Below are 17538 nucleotides of genomic sequence, written 5' to 3'. Positions count from 1 at the left end.
TTGGCTGAAAAGCGTGGCGCGCTAGCCTCTGGCCATCGAAGAAGAACCAACACCGTTCTGCTTGCCCGGGATAGCGATCAGGCGCTCCACCGACTCCATGGTCACGAACGTACAGCTGCAGTCTACGTTGGTGCACTGGTGGTAGCGCTCTTTGGTATTTTCACTTAAATAGCGACTGGTACGCGCATGCGCCGAATGCTTGCACTTAGGACAATGAAACATGTACCCCTCCATATGAATTCACATTTTGTGAATTCATAATACTCAAAATAAGCGCGATAGCAAACCGATTACTCACTCTCGAGAGTAAATTTTTCGTCGATGACGTTCAGCTCCAGATTCAGTTTCGTCGTAAACCCGCTCCCGTCGAGGGTATGAACCACCTCGCTGATAATCCACGCCTGCTCGTCGATCACGCGCTTAAACCCGCTGACCAGCACCGGCGTTTCGGGAAACAGATCGGCCCGCCCCAGCGCCAGCTGGATAGAAAACTTAACGGTTCCCCGCTGAATCGCCCGCCATTTCGCCTCCGCCGCCCTGAGCGCCTGCTCTTCAGAGGCGTACACCGTCGGGAGCTCAAACACGTTCTCCGCCGATCCCACCAGCCTCTCCTGCGGCTTTTGCTCCTTGCCGCCGGCCGCCGCTGTCGGCGCGGCGGCATTCGGGTGCTGTAACCCTGTTGCCGACGGCGCCGTGGGCTCACGGCTGATGCTCAATTGAGGATTTTGCTGTTTCGGATCGCGCGTTTGCAGCCATTTAGCCCTCACGCCGGAATAATTATTACGGTCGGCGACGGAAAAAAGGTGCCGATCGCCATCCCCACGTTCAATCATCATTAAGGGGATCGACGTGCCGCCGGCCGTTACCGCCTGGCCCGCTTTCATAAAAATCACCTTTCCGGCTTTGATGGACACAAAAGCCCCGTTGCGTTCGGCCAGGCGAGCGAGGAACGCCGCGTCAGTCTCCTGGGCCTGATCGATATGAGAAATGGCAATGGATGAAAGCCCCGCCCCGACGCTCGCGGTCAGCTGGTTACGCTGAGCGATGGTGTTGACGATGGCGCCGAGTGTCGTGTCATGCCACGACTGCTCGCGCTGCACGTTAAGCTTTCCACGAAAATCCGCGCTGCATCCCCGAATGGAGAGCGTGTCCGGCGCCCCTGCAAAATCAATGGTATCGACGGTGAATTTCCCTTTCTCGTGGAGCGGGGTTCCCTGCCATCCCAGCCATAGCCAGAGCGTGGCCCCCCGGGCAGGCAAGTCTAGCAGGCCGTCCGAATCATCCAGCGTAATGACCAGCTCATCGGCGGCCAGTCCACGCTTGTCGGTCATGGACAGGCTGAGAAGCCGATGGCTGACGTTTTGCGTAATGTCCCGATCGTCAAGCTTCAGCATAAAATCAGGCGCGATTTTGCCCCCCGCGCGGATATTCGTTTCGACGATCATCCCATCAGCCCTCCAATGCTGTTGCGCGCGCTCGTTGCCAGCTCTCCCGCCTGCGTTCTTAAATCGCCAAACATTTTCATCAGCGATTCGTCCACGCGCTTGAGCGACAGGGTAAATTCAATTTTTCGGGCGGCGCCATCGCTGTAAAAATCCGTGTGCGTATGCGTGACTTTCTCAATGACGAACATACCGTGAATAATGCCGGTACCGTCGATCAGCGGCCACGCCCGCCCTTCGTTCGCCATCAGCTCGATCGCCTTCAGGGAGAGCCGCCCGCCGGTGATTTCCGGATAGAGCGTCCCGGAGAGCAAATGAGACGTCTCGCCTTCGCCAAGATACTGCCAGGCTTTGGGTTTTCCGATGCGTGAGTTGGACGCCCAGCGGTAGTCCTTTGAAAACTGCATTGACTGATACGGCAGGGTTCGTCGTTCAAAGACGAACAGGCCCAGCACCATTAACATTTTTTCTCTCCTCAACCGTATAAATAGCTGGATTGCCTCTGTCTCTCTTTATCACGTTCACTATTCTCGATAGCCTCCTGGATTTGACGCGCCAGATCCGGGCCGGAGGCTGCTCCCCCCTGCCACGTTAAGTTAAATTCATTTTTGCTCTGATTGACGTAAGAGCGCCCCCCTCCCACCAGCGTCGGCTGATACCCCTGGTAGCCGCCGTAGATTGAGGTGGGGGGAATATACGGGCTGCTCTGACCCGGCGCGGTATTGTCCGACGCCGCCTTGTCCGTCGCGGAGTCGAGATTGCCCGACTCTTTTTTAATGACGCCGAGTTTTTCCAGCAGCCAGCTGGCCTTGCCGCTCAGGCTGTTAAAGAGCGTCAGCGGCGCCTTCAGGGCATCGCCCAATACCTGCCCGAAAATAACCCCGGCATCTTTGCAGCTGTTGAGCGTGTCCTGCGTGGTTTTGATGGGCGTTACCAGGTCAGTGAACCACTGCCAGATACCGCCAAGCTTCTCCGCGACATAGTCGAACACCTTCAGAACCGGGGAGAACATCTCGCCAATCGGCCCAAAGGCCGCGGAAAGCCCCTGAATGACGCCTGAAAAGAAGGCGCTAATCGGCTCCCAGTACTTCACAATCAACAGTGCGCCTGCGGCAATCGCGGCGCCGATGGCAACAATCGGCAGGGTCAGCCCCCCCAGTATCGCCATAATGCTGCCCCCCACCACGCTGAATACGGTGCCCAGCATCCCGGCACCCGCGACAATGAGATTCACCCCCGTCAGGATTGGCCCGATGGCCAGCCCCAGACCACCCAGTACGGTGACAAAGGCCTGTGCGCCCACGGCTAAACCGATAAAGCCCTGCGTCAGGGCGGGATTATTGTTCACCCAGGCAGAGATCTTAGTGAGCCACTCGGTTGCCGTGACCGTCAGGCTACGCAGGATGCCATCCGCCTGAATGAACACATCCATCTTCAGGCCGTTCCAGACCGACTGCAGCTTGTTGAGATCGCCATCGAGGTTATCCGTCTGAACCTGGGCAACCTGGCCCGCGCTTCCCTTCGCTCCCATCAGCTGCTGATGCTTTTCGCTGAGGCTTCCGTTACCCGCAGCGGACACCAGCATGCCGGCGCTTCGCGCTGACTCCTGGCCGAAAATGTCAGCGAGGTATTTCGCCTGCTGTCCGGCATCGAGCCGGTTTTTCTCGAAGGAGACGGAAATCGCGTTAAGGATATTTTCGACCGGCAGCGGGTTTCCCCGGCCGTCGCGCGTCGGCACCTTAAGCGCGTTCAGCGCACGCAGCCCGTCCGGGTTTTGCAGGCGGTTTAACACCTGGCTCAGCTCGGCTCCCGCGGCGGCGCCCTTCACCCCTTTTTGCGTCAGGATGCCCAGCAGCGCCGTCGCCTCCTCAAGGCTGACGCCAGCGGCGCCTGCTGCCGGAGCGACCGTGGTCACCGCGTCACCCAGCTCTGAGACGTGGGTTTGCGAGGTGACAGAGCCCCGGGTCAGAACGTCTGCAACCCGTCCGGCATCGCTGCTTGCCAGGTTAAAGGCGAGCTGCGTATTGCCGAGAAGGTCGGCGGCATTGACCGGATCGATCCCGCCCGCCAGGCTGAGGTTAACCGCCGGCGCCGTCGCCGCCAGCAGCGCATCGGCGTCATAGCCCGAGCGGGCCAGTTCGCTCTGCACGCGGGCAACATCCCCCGACGAAACGCCGGTTTCCCCGCTCACCGCGCGCGCCTGCTGACGAATAGCATCAAGCCTGACGTCGCCTTTCTCCAGGCCCAGGCTGGCCTGAATGCCTGAAATCTGCTTTTCCAGACTGACGCCCGGCGCGATAAACGCGGCGGTTTTTTCAAAGCCGGCTTTGGCCAGCGCCGTTCCCCGGCTCCCCGCCTGATAGGCGCGTGACGCGAGCTGCTTTCCGGACTCGTAGCGGCTCTTAACCGCGGTGATTTTGTCCTGCTGTTGCTGAACCCGGGCCAGCGCCTCCCTCTGCCGGTTGAGCTGCTGCGTTTTTTCGCTGATGTTATTTTTAAGACGACGCTCGTCCGCGGCGAGCGTGCGCGTGTTGATCCCCGCCAGGGCAAGCTCGCTTCGCTGGCGCTGAATGGACTGGCGTAAGCCGTTGTATTCACGCTTCAGATCCGCTGCGGATTTCCGCGCGGCCGCCAGGGCATTGACCTGCTCCTGGGTTGGGTTTCGGGTGCTGTTAAGGCTTATCGCCAGCGCGGCGGCTTCCTGTTTTGCGCGGGCCAGGGACTGACCGGTAGTCGCAAGCTGGGCGCTGGCGGCCCTGAATCCATTAATTCGCGCCGCCTGCCCGTCGAGCACGCGCAATGCCGCCTGCGTATCGCCGATATCGCTGGTCAAAGAGAGACTGGCGTTCTGGATCGCTTTAAAAGGTCGGCTTGCGCGGTCGACAGCCTCAAGCAGCACCTTAAGTCTGACGTTATTACTCATGGTGGTTTCCGCTTCGCTGTAGCGCTTTTTCGCGCCATAAGAGGAGTTCGGTCACGCTAAGGGCGTACAGCTCTGACGGCGGCCAGTGAAAAATCACCGCAATGTCCGCCATCAGATCGTCGACCGACAGTTTTTCCGGGAATTTCAGCGAGCCGAAGCAGGTGACAAAAAACCTACCACCTTGCCCGCGAATGACAGCAGATCGGACGCATCCAGGCGCGCAACCTCGTGCTCGGTCAGCGCCGGGCTGGTCATGCGTGGAAGCACCTTAATCAGCGCATCCACATCCGACTGCGCCAGCGACGCCAGTGAAACCCCGCGCAGCGTGCCCGCGTTAGGTTTTGATACCGTCACCGTGTCGATTTTTTGCTCGCCGCGCATGACGGGGGTATCAAGTTTTACCGCGTTTGGATTGTCGTTTTCGTTAATGCCGGTTTCGTTGATATTTTCCATTTTTTACTCTCAGGATAAGAAGTTACCGGCCAGAGAACTGGCCGGTTGAGGGATTACAGACCAATGGCCTTGCGGTGTTCCGCCAGGCGATCGACGCCGTCGACCTTCAGCACCATGTTGATGATGTCGATTTCGACGATCTCTTTGCCATCGATGGTGAGCTGGTAGTACGCGCACTCGGTGGACATTTTGGTGGTGCCGCTCTCGCCCTGCTTGTTTTCACCGCCATCAAACTCTTTGTGGCGGCCGCGCATCACGATTTCGACGGCGGAGATTTCGCCCGTGTCGTCGCGCTGGAAAGAGCCGGTAAAGCGCAGCGGCACGCTGTCCGCGCCCGGGGAGGCGTACTGCGCCCACAGCGCCACGTCCGGCAGACCGCCGATGGTCCACTCCAGGGCCAGGGCATCATCATCAAGCCCCAGATCGATAGAGACCGAACCCGGCATACCGCCGCCGCGATATTTCTCCAGCTTGCGGGTGAGCTTGGGCAACGTGACCGACTCAACAACGCCCATGTAGCTCAGGCCATCGTTGAACATGTTCAGATATTTAAGTTTGCGTGGTAACGCCATGCTTCAGCTCCTTAGCTGTTAACCGAATCGGACAGATCTGCCAGATAGGTATCGGTGATGCGCTGGCGCAGGGTCAGATTTTCCAGCGGCGGGACAGGGGTGTAGTCGTAATCGATATACAGTTTCCCTGCTTTCAGTGTCGATACATCGTTTGACTCCGGGTCATACCAGCAGGAGCCGTCAACGATGTAGCCGTTGCTTTTCAGCTCGCGGAACTTGGCATTGATTCCGGCAACGATGTCGCGGATCAGCGTCGGGGTGATAGGTTTGTCCATCGCCCACGCGTGCGCTTCCGCCATGGTGTCGGCCAGCACCTGCGCGGTGCGGGTATAGTTTTCAAACAGGAATAACGGGTCGTCAGAGCAGGTACGGTTACCCCAGAACTTGAAGCCGTCATTGCGGATCAGGGTGGTGACACCGGCCTGGTTAAGCAGGTTGGCATCGGTCGCCTGTTCCTGCAGATCCCAGGAGACAGAAGCGCTTACGCCGGTCACACCGTTCACGCCCACGTTTGACAGGGTTTTATGCCAGCCAATGGTCTGGTCGATTTTGGCGCGCAGGCCCAGCGCGCGGGCGGTCGCCCATGCGTTGGTCGTGGCGTTCGTGGTGGTATCCCATGCCAGGAAATCCGGGTGAATAACCATCAGCTCGCGCTGGCTGAAGTTTTTGCGGTAGGCAATCGCCTCAGAGATGGTTTTACAACCCCATGCGCTGACGTAGCCGAACGCGCGCAGGCTTTGGCACATAGACGCCAGCGCGACGGCCACTTCCTGAGAATCCAGCCCCGGTACGCCGAGAATGCGTGGCTTAACGCCGGTGACCGTTTTCGCCGTGAGAAGCGCCTTCAGGCCGGTGTATTTACCGTTTTCATCCGTGGTGCCGATGATGTTGGAGATCGTTTGTTTCTTCGCTGCTTCCGGATCTTCAGGATCTTCCGTCCCCTCCGCAACGCGTACAACAACAACGACAGGTTTGCATTGGTCCGCAATCGCCTGCAAAGAGGCTGACAGCGTACCGGTTTTCCCGGCCTTACCAATGGCGTTTTGCACGTTGGTAATGAGCACCGGCTCGTTCAGTGGGAAGGTCTGTTCGTCAGCATCAGAGGCCGTACAGACCATACCGATGATTGCCGTCGAGACGGTGGAAATAGTGCGTGTGCCATCGTTGATTTCGATAACTTCCACGCCGTGGTGAAAATCACTCATCCGTTTAACTCCTTGGTTAGTTGGTGAGTGATATTGTCGCGGCTGACGTTGTTATGAGCTAACCATCACGGTCCAGCGGTCACTGGCACAACGATGGAATGCTCATTGCGGCGGGAAATTTTTTATAAAGCGTGGAAATACCGACATCAAAAATTAACGCAACGCGCTGTCTGGACTCTCCGGCAGCAATCAGTCTGCCAGCCTGAGCCCACTCTTCCTGCGTCAACTTAGGGCGACGGCCGCCAATCCGCCCCTGTTCCCGGGCGGCAGCCAGCCCGGCGCAGGTCCTCTCGACAATGAGTTCACGCTCCATTTCAGCAAGCGCTCCCATGATATGGAAGAAGAACCGCCCCATCGGCGTAGAGGTGTCAATGCTATCGGTCAAACTGCGGAAATTCACGCTGCGCTGGCGTAATTCCTCAGTCATTGAGACAAGATGGCGCATACTGCGCCCGAGCCGATCCAGCTTCCATACGACGAGCGTATCTCCCGCATTAAGCCGTCTGAGCGCACGATTAAGCCCCGGTCTGTTTGTCGATTTACCGCTGATTTTATCTTCGAAAATGAGCTCACATCCTGAGCGCTGCAGCGCGTCACGCTGTAATGCGGTGTTTTGTTCATTTGTTGACACGCGTACGTATCCAATAAGCATTGTATTTCTCTCCGCCAAAACCGGAAATCATGCCATTTAATGGGGTAATACGCATTTTCTTAAACCTTGGTTTGGGGGAAGCCGCTAAGCGCAACGTAGGGACAGGCGTGAACCAGGTACCTGATATGGGAGCATTCTCTAGTTCGCTGGGTTCGCCGGGTTATCAAAAGTTTCCTTCCGGGGTGATTATGCAGTGGGGGCTGGTGAGTGGTGCATCAAGCTACACGATTACATTCCCTGTGAGTTTTCCAGGAAGAGTACTGGCATTGATGGCAATTCCTCATACCGTTCAGGCGGCAGGCGTTACCGCAGTTGGGGTCGCTAACTGTTCTGAACTGAGTAAATCGCAATGTTACATCGTGATTGGAAAAATGAGCCAGGGCGCAATGATTGAGTATGAGCGCGCCTGTTATTGGGTAGCGATTGGCGTATAGGTGGAAATATGATTTATTTTTCAAAATCAATAAATGGATTTTTTGTAGATGGTATCAATGAAGATATGCCAGAAGATATTGTTAAAGTTAGCGAAGATATCTATGTCTCGCTTATGTCTGGCCAGCAAATTGATGGGAAGGTAATAACATCGGATGAAAATGGATATCCAGTGCTTGTATTACCGGAAATAGACAATATTTCACGGGCCGAAAACCAACGCTCAGAACTGCTGGCAGCGGCTGATAGTATCACTGCTGACTGGCGAATAGAGTTAATGCTAGGTGAGATCAGCGATGAGAATAAAACAATGTTATCGGCGTGGATGGAATACAAGAAGGAATTAAAAGCCGTCGATGTGACGACGGCTCCCAACGTTAACTGGCCTACTCCTCCGTCTGAATAATATCTTCCAGAACAGGCTCGCCGTTTTCATTTACGGCGAGTATTTTTCCTGCGGGTATTTCATATGTTTTGAAATACCAATTGTCATCCGGTAGTTCAATTGCCCCGCTAGTGTCATGAATACCGGGAATAACTTCAGTCTTTGTTATTGGATTAAACAGGCGCATAAACCCTCCATGAAAAAGCACTTGATGAAGCCTGCCCATCGATAAGCTGGCACCTGGCCTTAAACCCTGTTTTAGTCACAGTGTCATCCAGAATCGTAGATGTATGAATATTTTTGGGTGTGTTCATACCAGGATCGGTTGAGGTCCTTTCTGCGATTGATATCATCCTGCTTACAGAAGGCAACGCTATAGGGTAAGTTACCGTAGCCAGGCCGTTCGTTATTGATTGCCATGCCCCCATAATCTCGGTTGTTCCATCCGACCAGATCGTCCATGAACCAGCAGCATTTGATCCCCGGCTAATAACATAGACCGCATTTCCCAAACCAAGGTTTTTAAGAACTTCAGCGCTCAGCCCTGCATCGGCAATTTCTTTCAGCGCATTTTTGATTAAAGGGTACTGTTTATGCGGATTATCAGCAGCAATATGCTTTTTCATCTGATCGTCAGCGTAGCCCTTTACCTCAATCACTTTATCGTCAACGTACTGACGCGTTGCCAGCACAACCGACGGATCGATTTTCAGGGAAATGGACGACGTGCTCGACACAATCAGAATCATGCGAATGGTCTGGGTGCGGCCGCTCCCCTCCTGCAGCTGAGGCTTATATGTCTCCGGGCAGTTCGCTATGGCAATCAGAACGCCTTCGTCATCATAGAGGCCGATCTCGCGGATCCAGAAGCCGCCCTCATTCTCGGGAATAATCTGTTCAGCGATGATCTGGCTGCTATTGTTCGGGTCAACGGCGAGCAGGTTTAGCGGCGCAATGCGCTTTTGGTTGACCAGCTTCGTCTGCGCCGGATCGGGGACAGGCAACGCTCCGTTGGCATCACCAACCGCCATTTGCGTCAGGTTGAGTTTTGTTCCCAGTGCCGTCGCGTTAGCTAGCCGCGCCGCGCCCTGATTCGTCAGTATGGCAAAATATTTTGCGGTCATGCGTTCACTCTCAGGTTATCAATCAAATGGATGGCCGAAGCCGGGTAATAATGACCACCGACAACAAGTTCCTCAGTGGTATAGGGATAAACAGCCAGCGCATCGCCGTGATAGCATCCAGCGCCGACATAAAACTCTCCCGTTGTGCTCAGGCTGATAGCCAGCCCGGTCAGGTGGCGACTTGCCGGTTTGGCATCCTCAATCAGCCGTTCCAGCTCCTGGTACATTTCCTCAGTGATGCCGTTATCAAGTACCCCGACGACCAGCCGGAATGTCCCGGGCTCCTCGCCGAGCTGCCACCACTCGCGCACATCAATCAAAAAACCAAGCGGCTCCACCACGCGACGTAGCGCGCTGATGGTCCCTTTGTGCTGATGGACGAAAAACGAGGATGCAATAACGCTGCGCTTCGTCGCCTCCGGCCACGCCTCGTCCCAACGGTCTACGGACAGCGCCCATGCCAGATAGGGCAGCAGATTGACCGGACACGCTTTGGGATCCCATAACGTGCGCAGCGGTACCGGCACACGTTCAATATTCGAGAGCGCAGCGGCAGCGGCGATTTCCAGCGGTGAAGATCCAACGGGCAATAGCCTGTCACTCATCTGAACCCCCGATAGCGATCTGATACGAGGTACAGTTCGAGGCCTGCGACTTGCTCAGAACAATGTCAGACTGGGGAGATGCCAGCTCAACGCGCTGCACGCCTTCAACGTGGAGGGCGGCATAGATGGCCGACAGCCGGATATCGCGTCCCAGGCGATGCTGTGCGCTGATATAACTTTGCAGGTTCTTCTCTGCCGCCTGCCTGATGGGCTCTGATTCAGGACCGGGATAAACGTAGAGCGTGGCCTTTATCTGGTAACTCACAATTTCTGCAGACTGAACGGTCACGCGATCGCCGACCGGGCGGACGGTTTCTGCGTTGAGCGCTTTTTCCACAATCGCCAGCAGTTCAGGACGCGCGGTGCCATCACCCTCGCGGGATAGCACCGAAATCGTCACGCAGGCAGGCTGTGGGCTTTCTACCGAAACATCCGCCACCCGCCCGTCGGCGCTTCGGCCATGGTATTCATAGGCTCCGACCGGCCCTGCGACACTCAATCCTTCAAACGCCTGCTGCGCGCGCAGGCGCAGGTCAGCGTCTGACTCCATCACGGCTGCCGTGGGTGGAATGGTCGTTTCATCGCCCGGGGTGATGGTCAGGCGTTCGGTATTATTGTTCACCGCCATAACATCCAGATCGTGACCGGAAGAATAGGCAAGCGTTACCGCCAGCGCCGCCTCATTAACCCGCTGGCGCAAAAGAATCTCCCGGTAGGCATTCTCCTCCAGCAGCTTCACAATCGGCTCTGACTCCAGCGTCAGCGTGCGGGCAACCGCCTCCTGCTGGTCTTCAGGAAAAAGCGAAACGAAGGTTGCCTTTCGTTCTGCCAGCAGCGTTTCATAATCCACCTCCTCCACGACATCAGGCGCGGCGAGCTGGCTCAGATCAACAATAGCCATAGCATTTAACTCAGTGAAATGGTGATAGAAAAGGATTGTCCGGTTATCGCACGCGTCCCCGTGAGGTCGACATACAGCGTCCCGTCATGCTCCGAACGCTCAAACGTAAGGGAAGTCAGCGTGATGCGCGGTTCCCACTTTTGGATCGCGGAGTAGCACGCGGACATGATTTGCAGCCGAAGCGCCGGGTTCTGCGGCTGGTCGATCATTGCGGAAAGCAGCGATCCGTAATCCCGGCGCATAACCCGCGAGCCAATCGGCGTCACCAGAATGTCGCGCACGCTTTGCCGGATGTGTTCCGCCTCTAAAATGCTAAGCCCAGTCTGCCTGTTCATTCCCGTGTAGCGCACCGTCATTGTGTCCCCTTAGTCCAGCTTCCGCCGCTTTGCACACCGCCGTGCGCATGGTTGTCTACCTGCACCCCGTTGGAGGTGAATTTGCCGCCGGAGTGCTCAACGTTTCCGGCCATGACGCCGCCCTTCTGCACCTCAAGAGAGGCGGTAATAAGCTTGTTGGTACACACCACCTCTGGCGTGTCGAGGGTTATCCGGGTTGATGAGGTCACGCGCACCACCGGAACGGTGGCGGTGAGCGATTCCGATGCCGAAATCGTTGCCGTTTTGATTCCCACCGCGCTCAGCGCCCCGCTTGCGGGTTCGTACTCGATCGCCGCGCCGTCCGGAAACGACATGTGGAGGGCGTCCGGTGAATCAGACGGCGCCGGATGGTCGTCAGAAAAAATCCCCGGCAGCACGAAGGCGGTATCCAGCTCACCGCCAATAGCCAGCAGCAGCACCTGTTCTCCTGTTGAGGGGGCCCACCAGACGCGCGAGCGCCCCGCGCGGCAGGTTAGCCAGTTAAGCCAGGTGGTTTTCATGCCCCCTGACTGGACACGGCAAAGCCCCTTGTTAAGGTCAACATCGGTGACGACACCGATACGAATAAGATTGCGGATCGCACGAGCGATACCGTTCAGGGAAGTTAGTGTATTCATGAGAAAAGAATGCCGTTCAGAAGGAACGGCAGCAACGAAACGGGGTTTTCTGCGGGATGAAACAACAAGCTCCCCGGACAACCGGCTGAAGGCCGCCGTCAGCGCCGGGACATTACGCCTCCCACTCGCTGACCAGCTCGCCGTTGATGTACAACGCCTTCGGACGCGTGACGGGTTCCGGCAGCGGCGGTTCGGGGGAATACGTCGCGTGCAGAGCGCCCTGCTCCTCGGAAACCAGGATGCGCTCGGTTAATTGCACTGTGATGCTGATATCCATCGTCGCGTCGTCGTTTAAGACGATCGTGAAGGAGAATCCATTTTTTCTCCCCTCATCAAGGGTAAAAATGTCCGGCTGGTTTTCCCGAAGCCAGGCCAGTACCGGAACGAAAAATCCCTCGCTTTCGCCGATAAAGCCGCTGACCTTCGCGTTCAGCTCGTACCGTTTTTCAAAGGAGAGCGAGGCGGCCTGGCGGGCGTCAATATTGCCGCTGCCGACCGACATCTTAAGGCGCTCCGGCTGGGCGTTCAGCTGGGGGATCGCGTCAATTAAGGCCTGACGCAGGCTCTTGAGTTTGTGCATCGATTTTTTCCTGACAGTCTTTTAGGGTTTCGATCTGCAGCGCGCAGGCGGTAAGGGCATACTCCAGCCTGCGAATGTCTGCGCTGAGATCGCCGTTAGTGGTTGGATTGCTTGCCGGCATCGGGCAGGAACTCACCCTCGGGCAGGCGTTGTAGACAATGTGCTGCGGAGGCGCAGGCGGTGCGGACGTGCAGCCTGCGGACAGCATCAGGCAGCTGAGCGGTATACCAGCGGCGTAACGCTTCATTTTCATTGAGTAATCTCCCGATAGCCGCCTCCCGGTTTGCCCTCTCCTCGCCCGCGGCGGCAAGCGACTCCCGGAGCCTGACCTGGGCGTTTTCGTTTGCTCTCGCCATCTGTTGCGACAGGGAAAGCTGTTGGCTGAGCGCGGCGAGGGCCTTTTTTTGCTCGCTGGCAACCTGGTTTGCGGTGGCTAAGGAGCGGGACAGGGCCAGATTGTCATGGCGCAGCCACAGCGCGAGCGCCAGCAGCCCTGCCAGCATCAGCAGGAGGACTCTCACGGCAGCCCCTTCATGCACCAGGCCTTTTCGCGGACGCGGCGGTTTTCCAGCCCCGTATTTTTGACGCCGTTGACGTACACCCAGCGGGTAAGCTGTTCGCACGCCTGGGGCCACTGCTTGCGGTTGATGAACGACACCAGCGTCGAGCGGCAGGCGGCGCCCGTGCCGACGTTAAAGGTAAAACTCACCAGCGCGTCGTAGACCCGGGGCGGCATTTCTACCGGCGCACACGCCGCCAGCCGCTGCTCCACGTTGAGCACATCAGCCACCAGATTTGACGCCGCCTCACGCTCGGTGATGTCCCGCGTCGGCACCACGTTTGCCGTGTGGCCAATGCCGGACGTCCATACCCCGGCACTGCACCGGTAAGGCGTCAGGCGGCACCCCTCGAGATCGGCAATCAGCGCCAGCCCCTGCGGGGAGGTTTTCAGTAGCCGAAAGTCAGGCATCAGCACCGCCAGGGCCAGCACGCTGGCGACGCCGCAACGCTTAATGATTGAGTTCACGAATGCTCTTCTTATCGAGGCCAAGAGACTGGAGATAGCGCCAGGTTTTTCGCTTAAACCAGTAGTTCGTCAGCGCGGTGAAAATGGCGCACAGGCTCCCCACGTACAGCGCGACTTTCTCAGGAGACATCGCCCCGAACCAGGCCAGCGCCACGGCCAGCCAGTAGGCGATAAACGTGGTGACTTTTTCCAGGCTCAGTCCCATAGGTTTATGGATTCTTTTGTGGGGGCGCTATCCACTTCCGGCATCTCTACCGGGGTGCCGTGCGGCAAGATAACCCCTAACTCCGCGAGGCCAGAGTTGGCCTTCAGAACGGTTTCAACGACGCCTGCCGTGCGCCCATAATAGCGGGCGCAAACGGCATCAAGCGTGTCTCCCTGCATTGCATAAATCTTCATCAGACACTCCCAACATCCGGTTTCCAGGTACTCCTGATTTTCCCGGGGCAGCCGCCTTTACGCTATCGCTGAGAGATGGACAATCGCGGACACAACAGCCCGTCCGCGAGTGGGGAAGCGTGATGTCTGAATGAGGAGGGGGCGTTCGGATGATGGCGCAGGGCTAGCGCCAGCTCTCGTCTTCCCAGACTTCCCGAAGAATAGCGTCCAGCGCCTCGCGGTCGGCCTCTCTTTCAAGGCCCTGGAGCTCCACTCCCGTCACCGATCCTGTTTTCACGGTCACCCGCGACGACGGAAACAGGGATCGTATTCTGCGGCTCAGCTCGCTCTGGAAGGCCTCGACGACGGCATGGCCAATCTGCTGATCTTTATCGAGGGTAATGTTCACCCGAACATTGCCCTCTCTTTTTATGCGTTCCGGAACAGGCGATGCCGAGAAAACAACGGTAAATGCGTTGTTCCTGATTAAATTTCCCCGGGCAATCTCAGCGATCAAATTCAGGGCAATTTCACGATCTCTTTCCTGACACGTTCCCTCTGTCGTCAGTCGAGCAATCATCTCGACGCGTTCAATCATGACCTGCTCGTTCAACTCTCTGTCCACACAACCTCCACCACGAGATACTGTATAAACATACAGTAGCACGAATTCATAAAAAGAGTGAAGCGAAAAATCAGAACCCTTCACGGTATGTGCATGATATCGATGAAGATTAGCGTGCCCGCCGGGTGCGTAAATCCGCTAAATACCCAATGCGTTTAAGGATTTTTCGCGCCTTTTCCTGCCAGGAACACGCCGCCGGAAATAGCGATCCGTCGGCCGCCCCTCTGCACCATTTATCGTTAATTCGGCTCACGCCGCCCGCCATAAGATGCAGGGCCTCTCCCCGGCTGATGGCGGCTCCGGTGACAAGCCGAACCTCGTCGATCACCTTCTCCGGGATCCCGTTCTGCGGATCCCGCGCGTAGACAAACGGCGCCTCTGCGCGGGGCCGGATGCGCTTGATGCGTTCGGCTAACGCCCGTCTTGCGCGTCGGCTGAGGGGCTGAGAAAGATCGTCCACCGTACAGTTACTGACAGAACTCCAAGAAGCGGCGGGCGCATCGCTGCGATCCTCTGCCCGCTTCGGCACGATTTTCCACTGCGTGACCCGGGTTAAAATCGGGGTGCCCGCGCCGACGGTGGCGTCGTACACCCCGCGAATGCGGACGGTTTCCTCGCCGTACTGGTTAAACCCGGCGCGCGGCTCGTACAGCGCGCGCACCTGTAAATTATCGCGACGCACAAACGGCCCGCCCTGCGCCGTCACGTACCCCGCCCAGTCGCCGGCGTCGGCAGCGTCATGAACGGCAGCAAACTCCACGCTCAGGCCGCGCGCGGCCTCCGCGTCCGCCAGGCGGCGCAGCTCGCGGTAGACCGTAACCGGCGCGCCGCCGACAAACTGAAACTGGCGGATGTGCCAGCGCCCCGCCCAGGCCGAGACAGCGGCGGCCGTCTCCTTCAGCAGCCCGCCGCTTTCGCGATCGGTCTCGCCGTCGAGCGCGTAGCCGTCGATGTTCTTTGAGATGTATTTGGCGATATAGCCGGTGGCGCTGCCTTTCTGCGGATCGATCGCTTCGGCGTGGAAGCGAGCCTTTCTGGCGCTTTCGCTCTGCAGCTCAGCGGCCTCCTCCTGCCGCGCGTAGTCGCCAACGATCCGGCGCACGCATTCGACATCTTCCGGCAGCATAAACATCAGCATGTGCCAGTGGGGCGTTCCGTCGTGATGGGGCTCCGCGACGCGGATGCCAAAAATACGCCGCCCCTCCCGGTGCAGCTTTGCGCGGATGCGCGCCCATAGCTGGGTCAGGTAGCGCTGCGTCTCCGCCGGGCTCGCCCCGTTCCACCTCGCGTTGGGGTAACCCGTTCTCAGGGTCGCGTGATACTGCGCGGGGGCGGTCAGGGTATAGAACTCACCCACGTAGCCCAGCGCCTGGCAGATATTTTCAAACCCGCGAATGCGGGTCATCAGCTCGCAGCGGCGGATGGCCGGGTTAGCCACCGAGCCATCGACGCGTTCAACCAGGCTGATGCGGTTGCCCTCTTCATCTTCCAGCTCCATGCCCTTGAGAAATTCGCGGGTGCGGCGCTTCTGCTCGCGCCACTCGGTCACGCAGCGCCTGCTCGCATACGCGGTTCTCGTTTTGCTGACGCTGCCGAGGGCAATCTGCAAATGCTCGCGCCAGGCAGCCGCGGTCCGACGCAGGCGACCGCGCCACCACGCCTCGGAAAACATGCGAATCACCGCCGCGGCAGCATCGTCTTTATTGAAGAATGTCTTCGACATCCGCTCCCAGTGCGGAGGCGCCACGTTGAACTGACGGGTGATAATCCCGGCGCGCTGATACCAGGCGTAAAGCGTCTGGTATTCGCCCATCCCGGCATCGTTCATATTCGCCAGCTCGCCGCGAATAAAGCTGGCGATATCGGCGGCCAGCAGGTCGATATCCGCGCGGGACATATCCGGAAGACGGTTATAGCGGGCGACCAGCTCGACCAACCGCGAGGCAAGGTATTGCAGAAGCCGGGTGTCGAAGTGGCCGTCAAACACGGCCCTGGAAACCGAATCCTGCAGGCCCGGGCTGGCATAGCGCTCAGAGACGAGACGCAGGCGGGGCAACATCCGGCTGCAGAAGCGGATCAAAAAGGCGTTAGCGCGCGGGCTACTCCGCTGCTGTTCGAGGGCGTCAAGCGTTCGCCAGACGTCAAACCGCACGCAGTCGGGCTGCAGGGAAAGGGCCATTCTTGCCTGCTGCAGCGCCGCGACAAAACGATCGCGACCCTGCTGCTGGGCATGGGTGAGATAAGGGCTGGCGATGGCCGACCGCGGGGCGTTCCACGGATAAGCGAATGACGTAGCCAACTCATCCTCCCCGGAGGTGCTTGTTTCTCATCTCCGCTATTTCCTGGCAGGTGACGCACAGCGCCACGCCAGGCACCGCGATTCGGCGCGCCTCCGGTATCGGGGCCTCGCACTCCTCGCAGAGGAACCGCGAAGGCGCGGCGGGCCGTCTGCGGGCGCGGCTGATGTGCCGCTCCCGGTCTTCCTGCTCGCGCGCCTGGGCGAGATCGATAAAATCGGCCATCAGTGCAGCTCCTGGGACTCGCGCTCGTAGCGGGCCGCCTCGTGGCACAGCAGTTCGGCAACGTCCTCGCCGCTCATGCCGGTTTTGTAGATGTGGCTCGCCAGCGCCTCCAGGCGCAGGGAGACCGCCCGCGCTCGCGCGCATCGCTCCTCCGTTTTTGCTTCCCTCACCAGACGCTTCAGGTCGTCACTTCCGATCGGATAAGGGCGGTTTTCACTGTTTCGCATCACGCGTTCTCCTTAATTTCAGGCAATAGAATGCCCGGCGGGTTTACGCCATTAGGTTTTTGGATGGATTACTTCGGCATGGTCAGCCGTTCAGGAAATAAACTCACGACAGCACGAAAATGGTTCATGGCGGTAATCAGCGCCCGTTTCTCCTCTGTCGTCAGTTCACTGATATCGCACTCGTGACGGGCGACAGGGAGTCTCGCCAGGAAAAAGAGGGCGGCCAGCGCCCTGCCGTTCTCTTCAAAACGGGGATCGCGCTTGTCGCGCATGTCCGCCATAAACCGGGCCAGCTCTTTCCCGCTGTCGCTCCCGTAGCGGGCGCGCAGTTCCGCGACGTGGTTAAGCCCGCTTAGCCGCGCCCCCACGCTGAGCGGAACCCGTGCGCGGGCAGCCTCTATCGCCATAACTCCCCTCGCGTAGTTTCGCGCCGTGCGGATGACGCGGCGCTAATGGGCCGAAAACGGGGAGGATGCAGCTTTTTACGCCCT

Annotated in this window: 28 protein-coding genes; 2 read left to right on the top strand and 26 right to left on the bottom strand. The window is 58.2% G+C overall.

Translation table 11 applies throughout. The annotated features are described in order from the left end of the window. Positions 1–21 precede the first annotated feature (21 nt). From AB6V08_RS01215 to AB6V08_RS01175, 9 genes are all read right to left on the bottom strand, one after another. Positions 22–222, bottom strand: coding sequence for an ogr/Delta-like zinc finger family protein (locus AB6V08_RS01215; protein ID WP_368540853.1), 201 nt, complete (start codon positions 220–222; stop codon positions 22–24). A 68-nt stretch (positions 223–290) separates the two neighbouring features. After that, positions 291–1445: a phage late control D family protein gene (locus tag AB6V08_RS01210; RefSeq protein WP_368540852.1), complete on the bottom strand. Its 1155-nt coding sequence runs from the start codon at positions 1443–1445 to the stop codon at positions 291–293. Further along, the gene (locus tag AB6V08_RS01205) at positions 1442–1906 is read right to left on the bottom strand and encodes a phage tail protein (RefSeq protein ID WP_368540851.1); all 465 of its coding nucleotides are present in this window, start codon (positions 1904–1906) and stop codon (positions 1442–1444) included. The genes AB6V08_RS01210 and AB6V08_RS01205 overlap by 4 nt, the downstream gene beginning before the upstream one ends. An 11-nt stretch (positions 1907–1917) precedes the next feature. After that, positions 1918–4365: a phage tail tape measure protein gene (locus tag AB6V08_RS01200; RefSeq protein ID WP_368540850.1), complete on the bottom strand. Its 2448-nt coding sequence runs from the start codon at positions 4363–4365 to the stop codon at positions 1918–1920. Then, positions 4358–4477 (bottom strand): GpE family phage tail protein, encoded by a 120-nt coding sequence (locus AB6V08_RS01195; protein WP_368540849.1) that lies wholly within the window; start codon positions 4475–4477, stop codon positions 4358–4360. Before AB6V08_RS01195 ends, AB6V08_RS01200 begins: the two co-directional genes overlap by 8 nt. 32 nt (positions 4478–4509) lie before the next feature. After that, a complete protein-coding gene (locus tag AB6V08_RS01190) occupies positions 4510–4818 on the bottom strand; it encodes a phage tail assembly protein (protein WP_368540848.1) in 309 nt (102 codons plus the stop codon). Between the two features lie 53 nt (positions 4819–4871). Continuing rightward, the gene (locus tag AB6V08_RS01185; protein WP_047347797.1) at positions 4872–5390 is read right to left on the bottom strand and encodes a phage major tail tube protein; all 519 of its coding nucleotides are present in this window, start codon (positions 5388–5390) and stop codon (positions 4872–4874) included. An 11-nt stretch (positions 5391–5401) separates the two neighbouring features. Further along, positions 5402–6595 (bottom strand): phage tail sheath protein, encoded by a 1194-nt coding sequence (locus tag AB6V08_RS01180; RefSeq protein WP_368540847.1) that lies wholly within the window; start codon positions 6593–6595, stop codon positions 5402–5404. Between the two features lie 79 nt (positions 6596–6674). After that, on the bottom strand, positions 6675–7247 hold the full coding sequence (locus tag AB6V08_RS01175) for a recombinase family protein (protein ID WP_368540846.1): 573 nt from the start codon (positions 7245–7247) through the stop codon (positions 6675–6677). A 29-nt stretch (positions 7248–7276) separates the two neighbouring features. Between AB6V08_RS01175 and AB6V08_RS01170 the strand changes: the two genes are divergently transcribed. Both AB6V08_RS01170 and AB6V08_RS01165 read left to right on the top strand, forming a co-directional pair. After that, on the top strand, positions 7277–7681 hold the full coding sequence (locus AB6V08_RS01170) for a gp53-like domain-containing protein (RefSeq protein WP_368540844.1): 405 nt from the start codon (positions 7277–7279) through the stop codon (positions 7679–7681). Positions 7682–7689: 8 nt separating this feature from the next. Next, positions 7690–8085 (top strand): tail fiber assembly protein, encoded by a 396-nt coding sequence (locus tag AB6V08_RS01165; protein ID WP_368540843.1) that lies wholly within the window; start codon positions 7690–7692, stop codon positions 8083–8085. Here the strand turns inward: AB6V08_RS01165 and AB6V08_RS01160 are convergent. The 17 genes from AB6V08_RS01160 to AB6V08_RS01080 all read right to left on the bottom strand — a co-directional run bounded on the left by AB6V08_RS01160 (position 8066) and on the right by AB6V08_RS01080 (position 17454). Continuing rightward, positions 8066–8251 carry a hypothetical protein gene (locus AB6V08_RS01160; RefSeq protein ID WP_368540842.1) on the bottom strand — a complete coding sequence of 62 codons (186 nt, stop codon included), beginning with the start codon at positions 8249–8251 and terminating at the stop codon, positions 8066–8068. The genes AB6V08_RS01165 and AB6V08_RS01160 overlap by 20 nt on opposite strands. Then, complete coding sequence (locus AB6V08_RS01155) at positions 8238–9188, bottom strand: phage tail protein (RefSeq protein WP_368540841.1); 951 nt, start codon at positions 9186–9188, stop codon at positions 8238–8240. Before AB6V08_RS01155 ends, AB6V08_RS01160 begins: the two co-directional genes overlap by 14 nt. Then, a complete protein-coding gene (locus tag AB6V08_RS01150; RefSeq protein ID WP_368540840.1) occupies positions 9185–9793 on the bottom strand; it encodes a phage tail protein I in 609 nt (202 codons plus the stop codon). Before AB6V08_RS01150 ends, AB6V08_RS01155 begins: the two co-directional genes overlap by 4 nt. Next, positions 9786–10694, bottom strand: coding sequence for a baseplate assembly protein (locus AB6V08_RS01145; protein WP_368540839.1), 909 nt, complete (start codon positions 10692–10694; stop codon positions 9786–9788). The genes AB6V08_RS01150 and AB6V08_RS01145 overlap by 8 nt, the downstream gene beginning before the upstream one ends. A gap of 5 nt (positions 10695–10699) precedes the next feature. Beyond that, positions 10700–11050 (bottom strand): GPW/gp25 family protein, encoded by a 351-nt coding sequence (locus AB6V08_RS01140; RefSeq protein ID WP_368540838.1) that lies wholly within the window; start codon positions 11048–11050, stop codon positions 10700–10702. After that, positions 11047–11688 (bottom strand): phage baseplate assembly protein V, encoded by a 642-nt coding sequence (locus AB6V08_RS01135; protein WP_368540836.1) that lies wholly within the window; start codon positions 11686–11688, stop codon positions 11047–11049. Before AB6V08_RS01135 ends, AB6V08_RS01140 begins: the two co-directional genes overlap by 4 nt. A gap of 112 nt (positions 11689–11800) precedes the next feature. After that, a complete protein-coding gene (locus tag AB6V08_RS01130) occupies positions 11801–12268 on the bottom strand; it encodes a phage tail protein (protein ID WP_368540835.1) in 468 nt (155 codons plus the stop codon). Further along, positions 12231–12476: an Rz1-like lysis system protein LysC gene (gene lysC, locus AB6V08_RS01125; RefSeq protein WP_368540834.1), complete on the bottom strand. Its 246-nt coding sequence runs from the start codon at positions 12474–12476 to the stop codon at positions 12231–12233. Before lysC ends, AB6V08_RS01130 begins: the two co-directional genes overlap by 38 nt. Continuing rightward, positions 12364–12789, bottom strand: a complete 426-nt coding sequence (gene lysB, locus AB6V08_RS01120) for an Rz-like lysis system protein LysB (RefSeq protein ID WP_368540833.1) — start codon at positions 12787–12789, stop codon at positions 12364–12366. Before lysB ends, lysC begins: the two co-directional genes overlap by 113 nt. Next, the gene (locus AB6V08_RS01115) at positions 12786–13295 is read right to left on the bottom strand and encodes a lysozyme (protein ID WP_368540832.1); all 510 of its coding nucleotides are present in this window, start codon (positions 13293–13295) and stop codon (positions 12786–12788) included. Before AB6V08_RS01115 ends, lysB begins: the two co-directional genes overlap by 4 nt. After that, complete coding sequence (locus tag AB6V08_RS01110) at positions 13279–13500, bottom strand: primosomal protein (protein ID WP_368540831.1); 222 nt, start codon at positions 13498–13500, stop codon at positions 13279–13281. Before AB6V08_RS01110 ends, AB6V08_RS01115 begins: the two co-directional genes overlap by 17 nt. Beyond that, complete coding sequence (locus AB6V08_RS01105; RefSeq protein ID WP_368540830.1) at positions 13491–13694, bottom strand: tail protein X; 204 nt, start codon at positions 13692–13694, stop codon at positions 13491–13493. Before AB6V08_RS01105 ends, AB6V08_RS01110 begins: the two co-directional genes overlap by 10 nt. Positions 13695–13857: 163 nt before the next feature. Then, positions 13858–14298, bottom strand: a complete 441-nt coding sequence (locus tag AB6V08_RS01100; RefSeq protein ID WP_368540829.1) for a DinI-like family protein — start codon at positions 14296–14298, stop codon at positions 13858–13860. A 109-nt stretch (positions 14299–14407) separates the two neighbouring features. After that, positions 14408–16597, bottom strand: a complete 2190-nt coding sequence (locus AB6V08_RS01095) for a replication endonuclease (RefSeq protein ID WP_368540828.1) — start codon at positions 16595–16597, stop codon at positions 14408–14410. A gap of 1 nt (position 16598) precedes the next feature. Further along, on the bottom strand, positions 16599–16820 hold the full coding sequence (locus AB6V08_RS01090) for a TraR/DksA family transcriptional regulator (RefSeq protein ID WP_368540827.1): 222 nt from the start codon (positions 16818–16820) through the stop codon (positions 16599–16601). Further along, a complete protein-coding gene (locus AB6V08_RS01085; protein WP_368540826.1) occupies positions 16820–17047 on the bottom strand; it encodes a DUF2732 family protein in 228 nt (75 codons plus the stop codon). The genes AB6V08_RS01090 and AB6V08_RS01085 overlap by 1 nt, the downstream gene beginning before the upstream one ends. 68 nt (positions 17048–17115) lie before the next feature. Continuing rightward, complete coding sequence (locus AB6V08_RS01080) at positions 17116–17454, bottom strand: DUF5347 domain-containing protein (RefSeq protein WP_368540824.1); 339 nt, start codon at positions 17452–17454, stop codon at positions 17116–17118. Positions 17455–17538: the final 84 nt, after the last annotated feature.

It is taken from the genome of Enterobacter soli (genome assembly GCF_964208575.1).
In the GTDB taxonomy this organism is placed as follows: domain Bacteria; phylum Pseudomonadota; class Gammaproteobacteria; order Enterobacterales; family Enterobacteriaceae; genus Enterobacter; species Enterobacter soli_A.
Note: the sequence above shows the minus strand (reverse complement) of the source record. Positions and strands in the feature narration are given on the sequence as shown.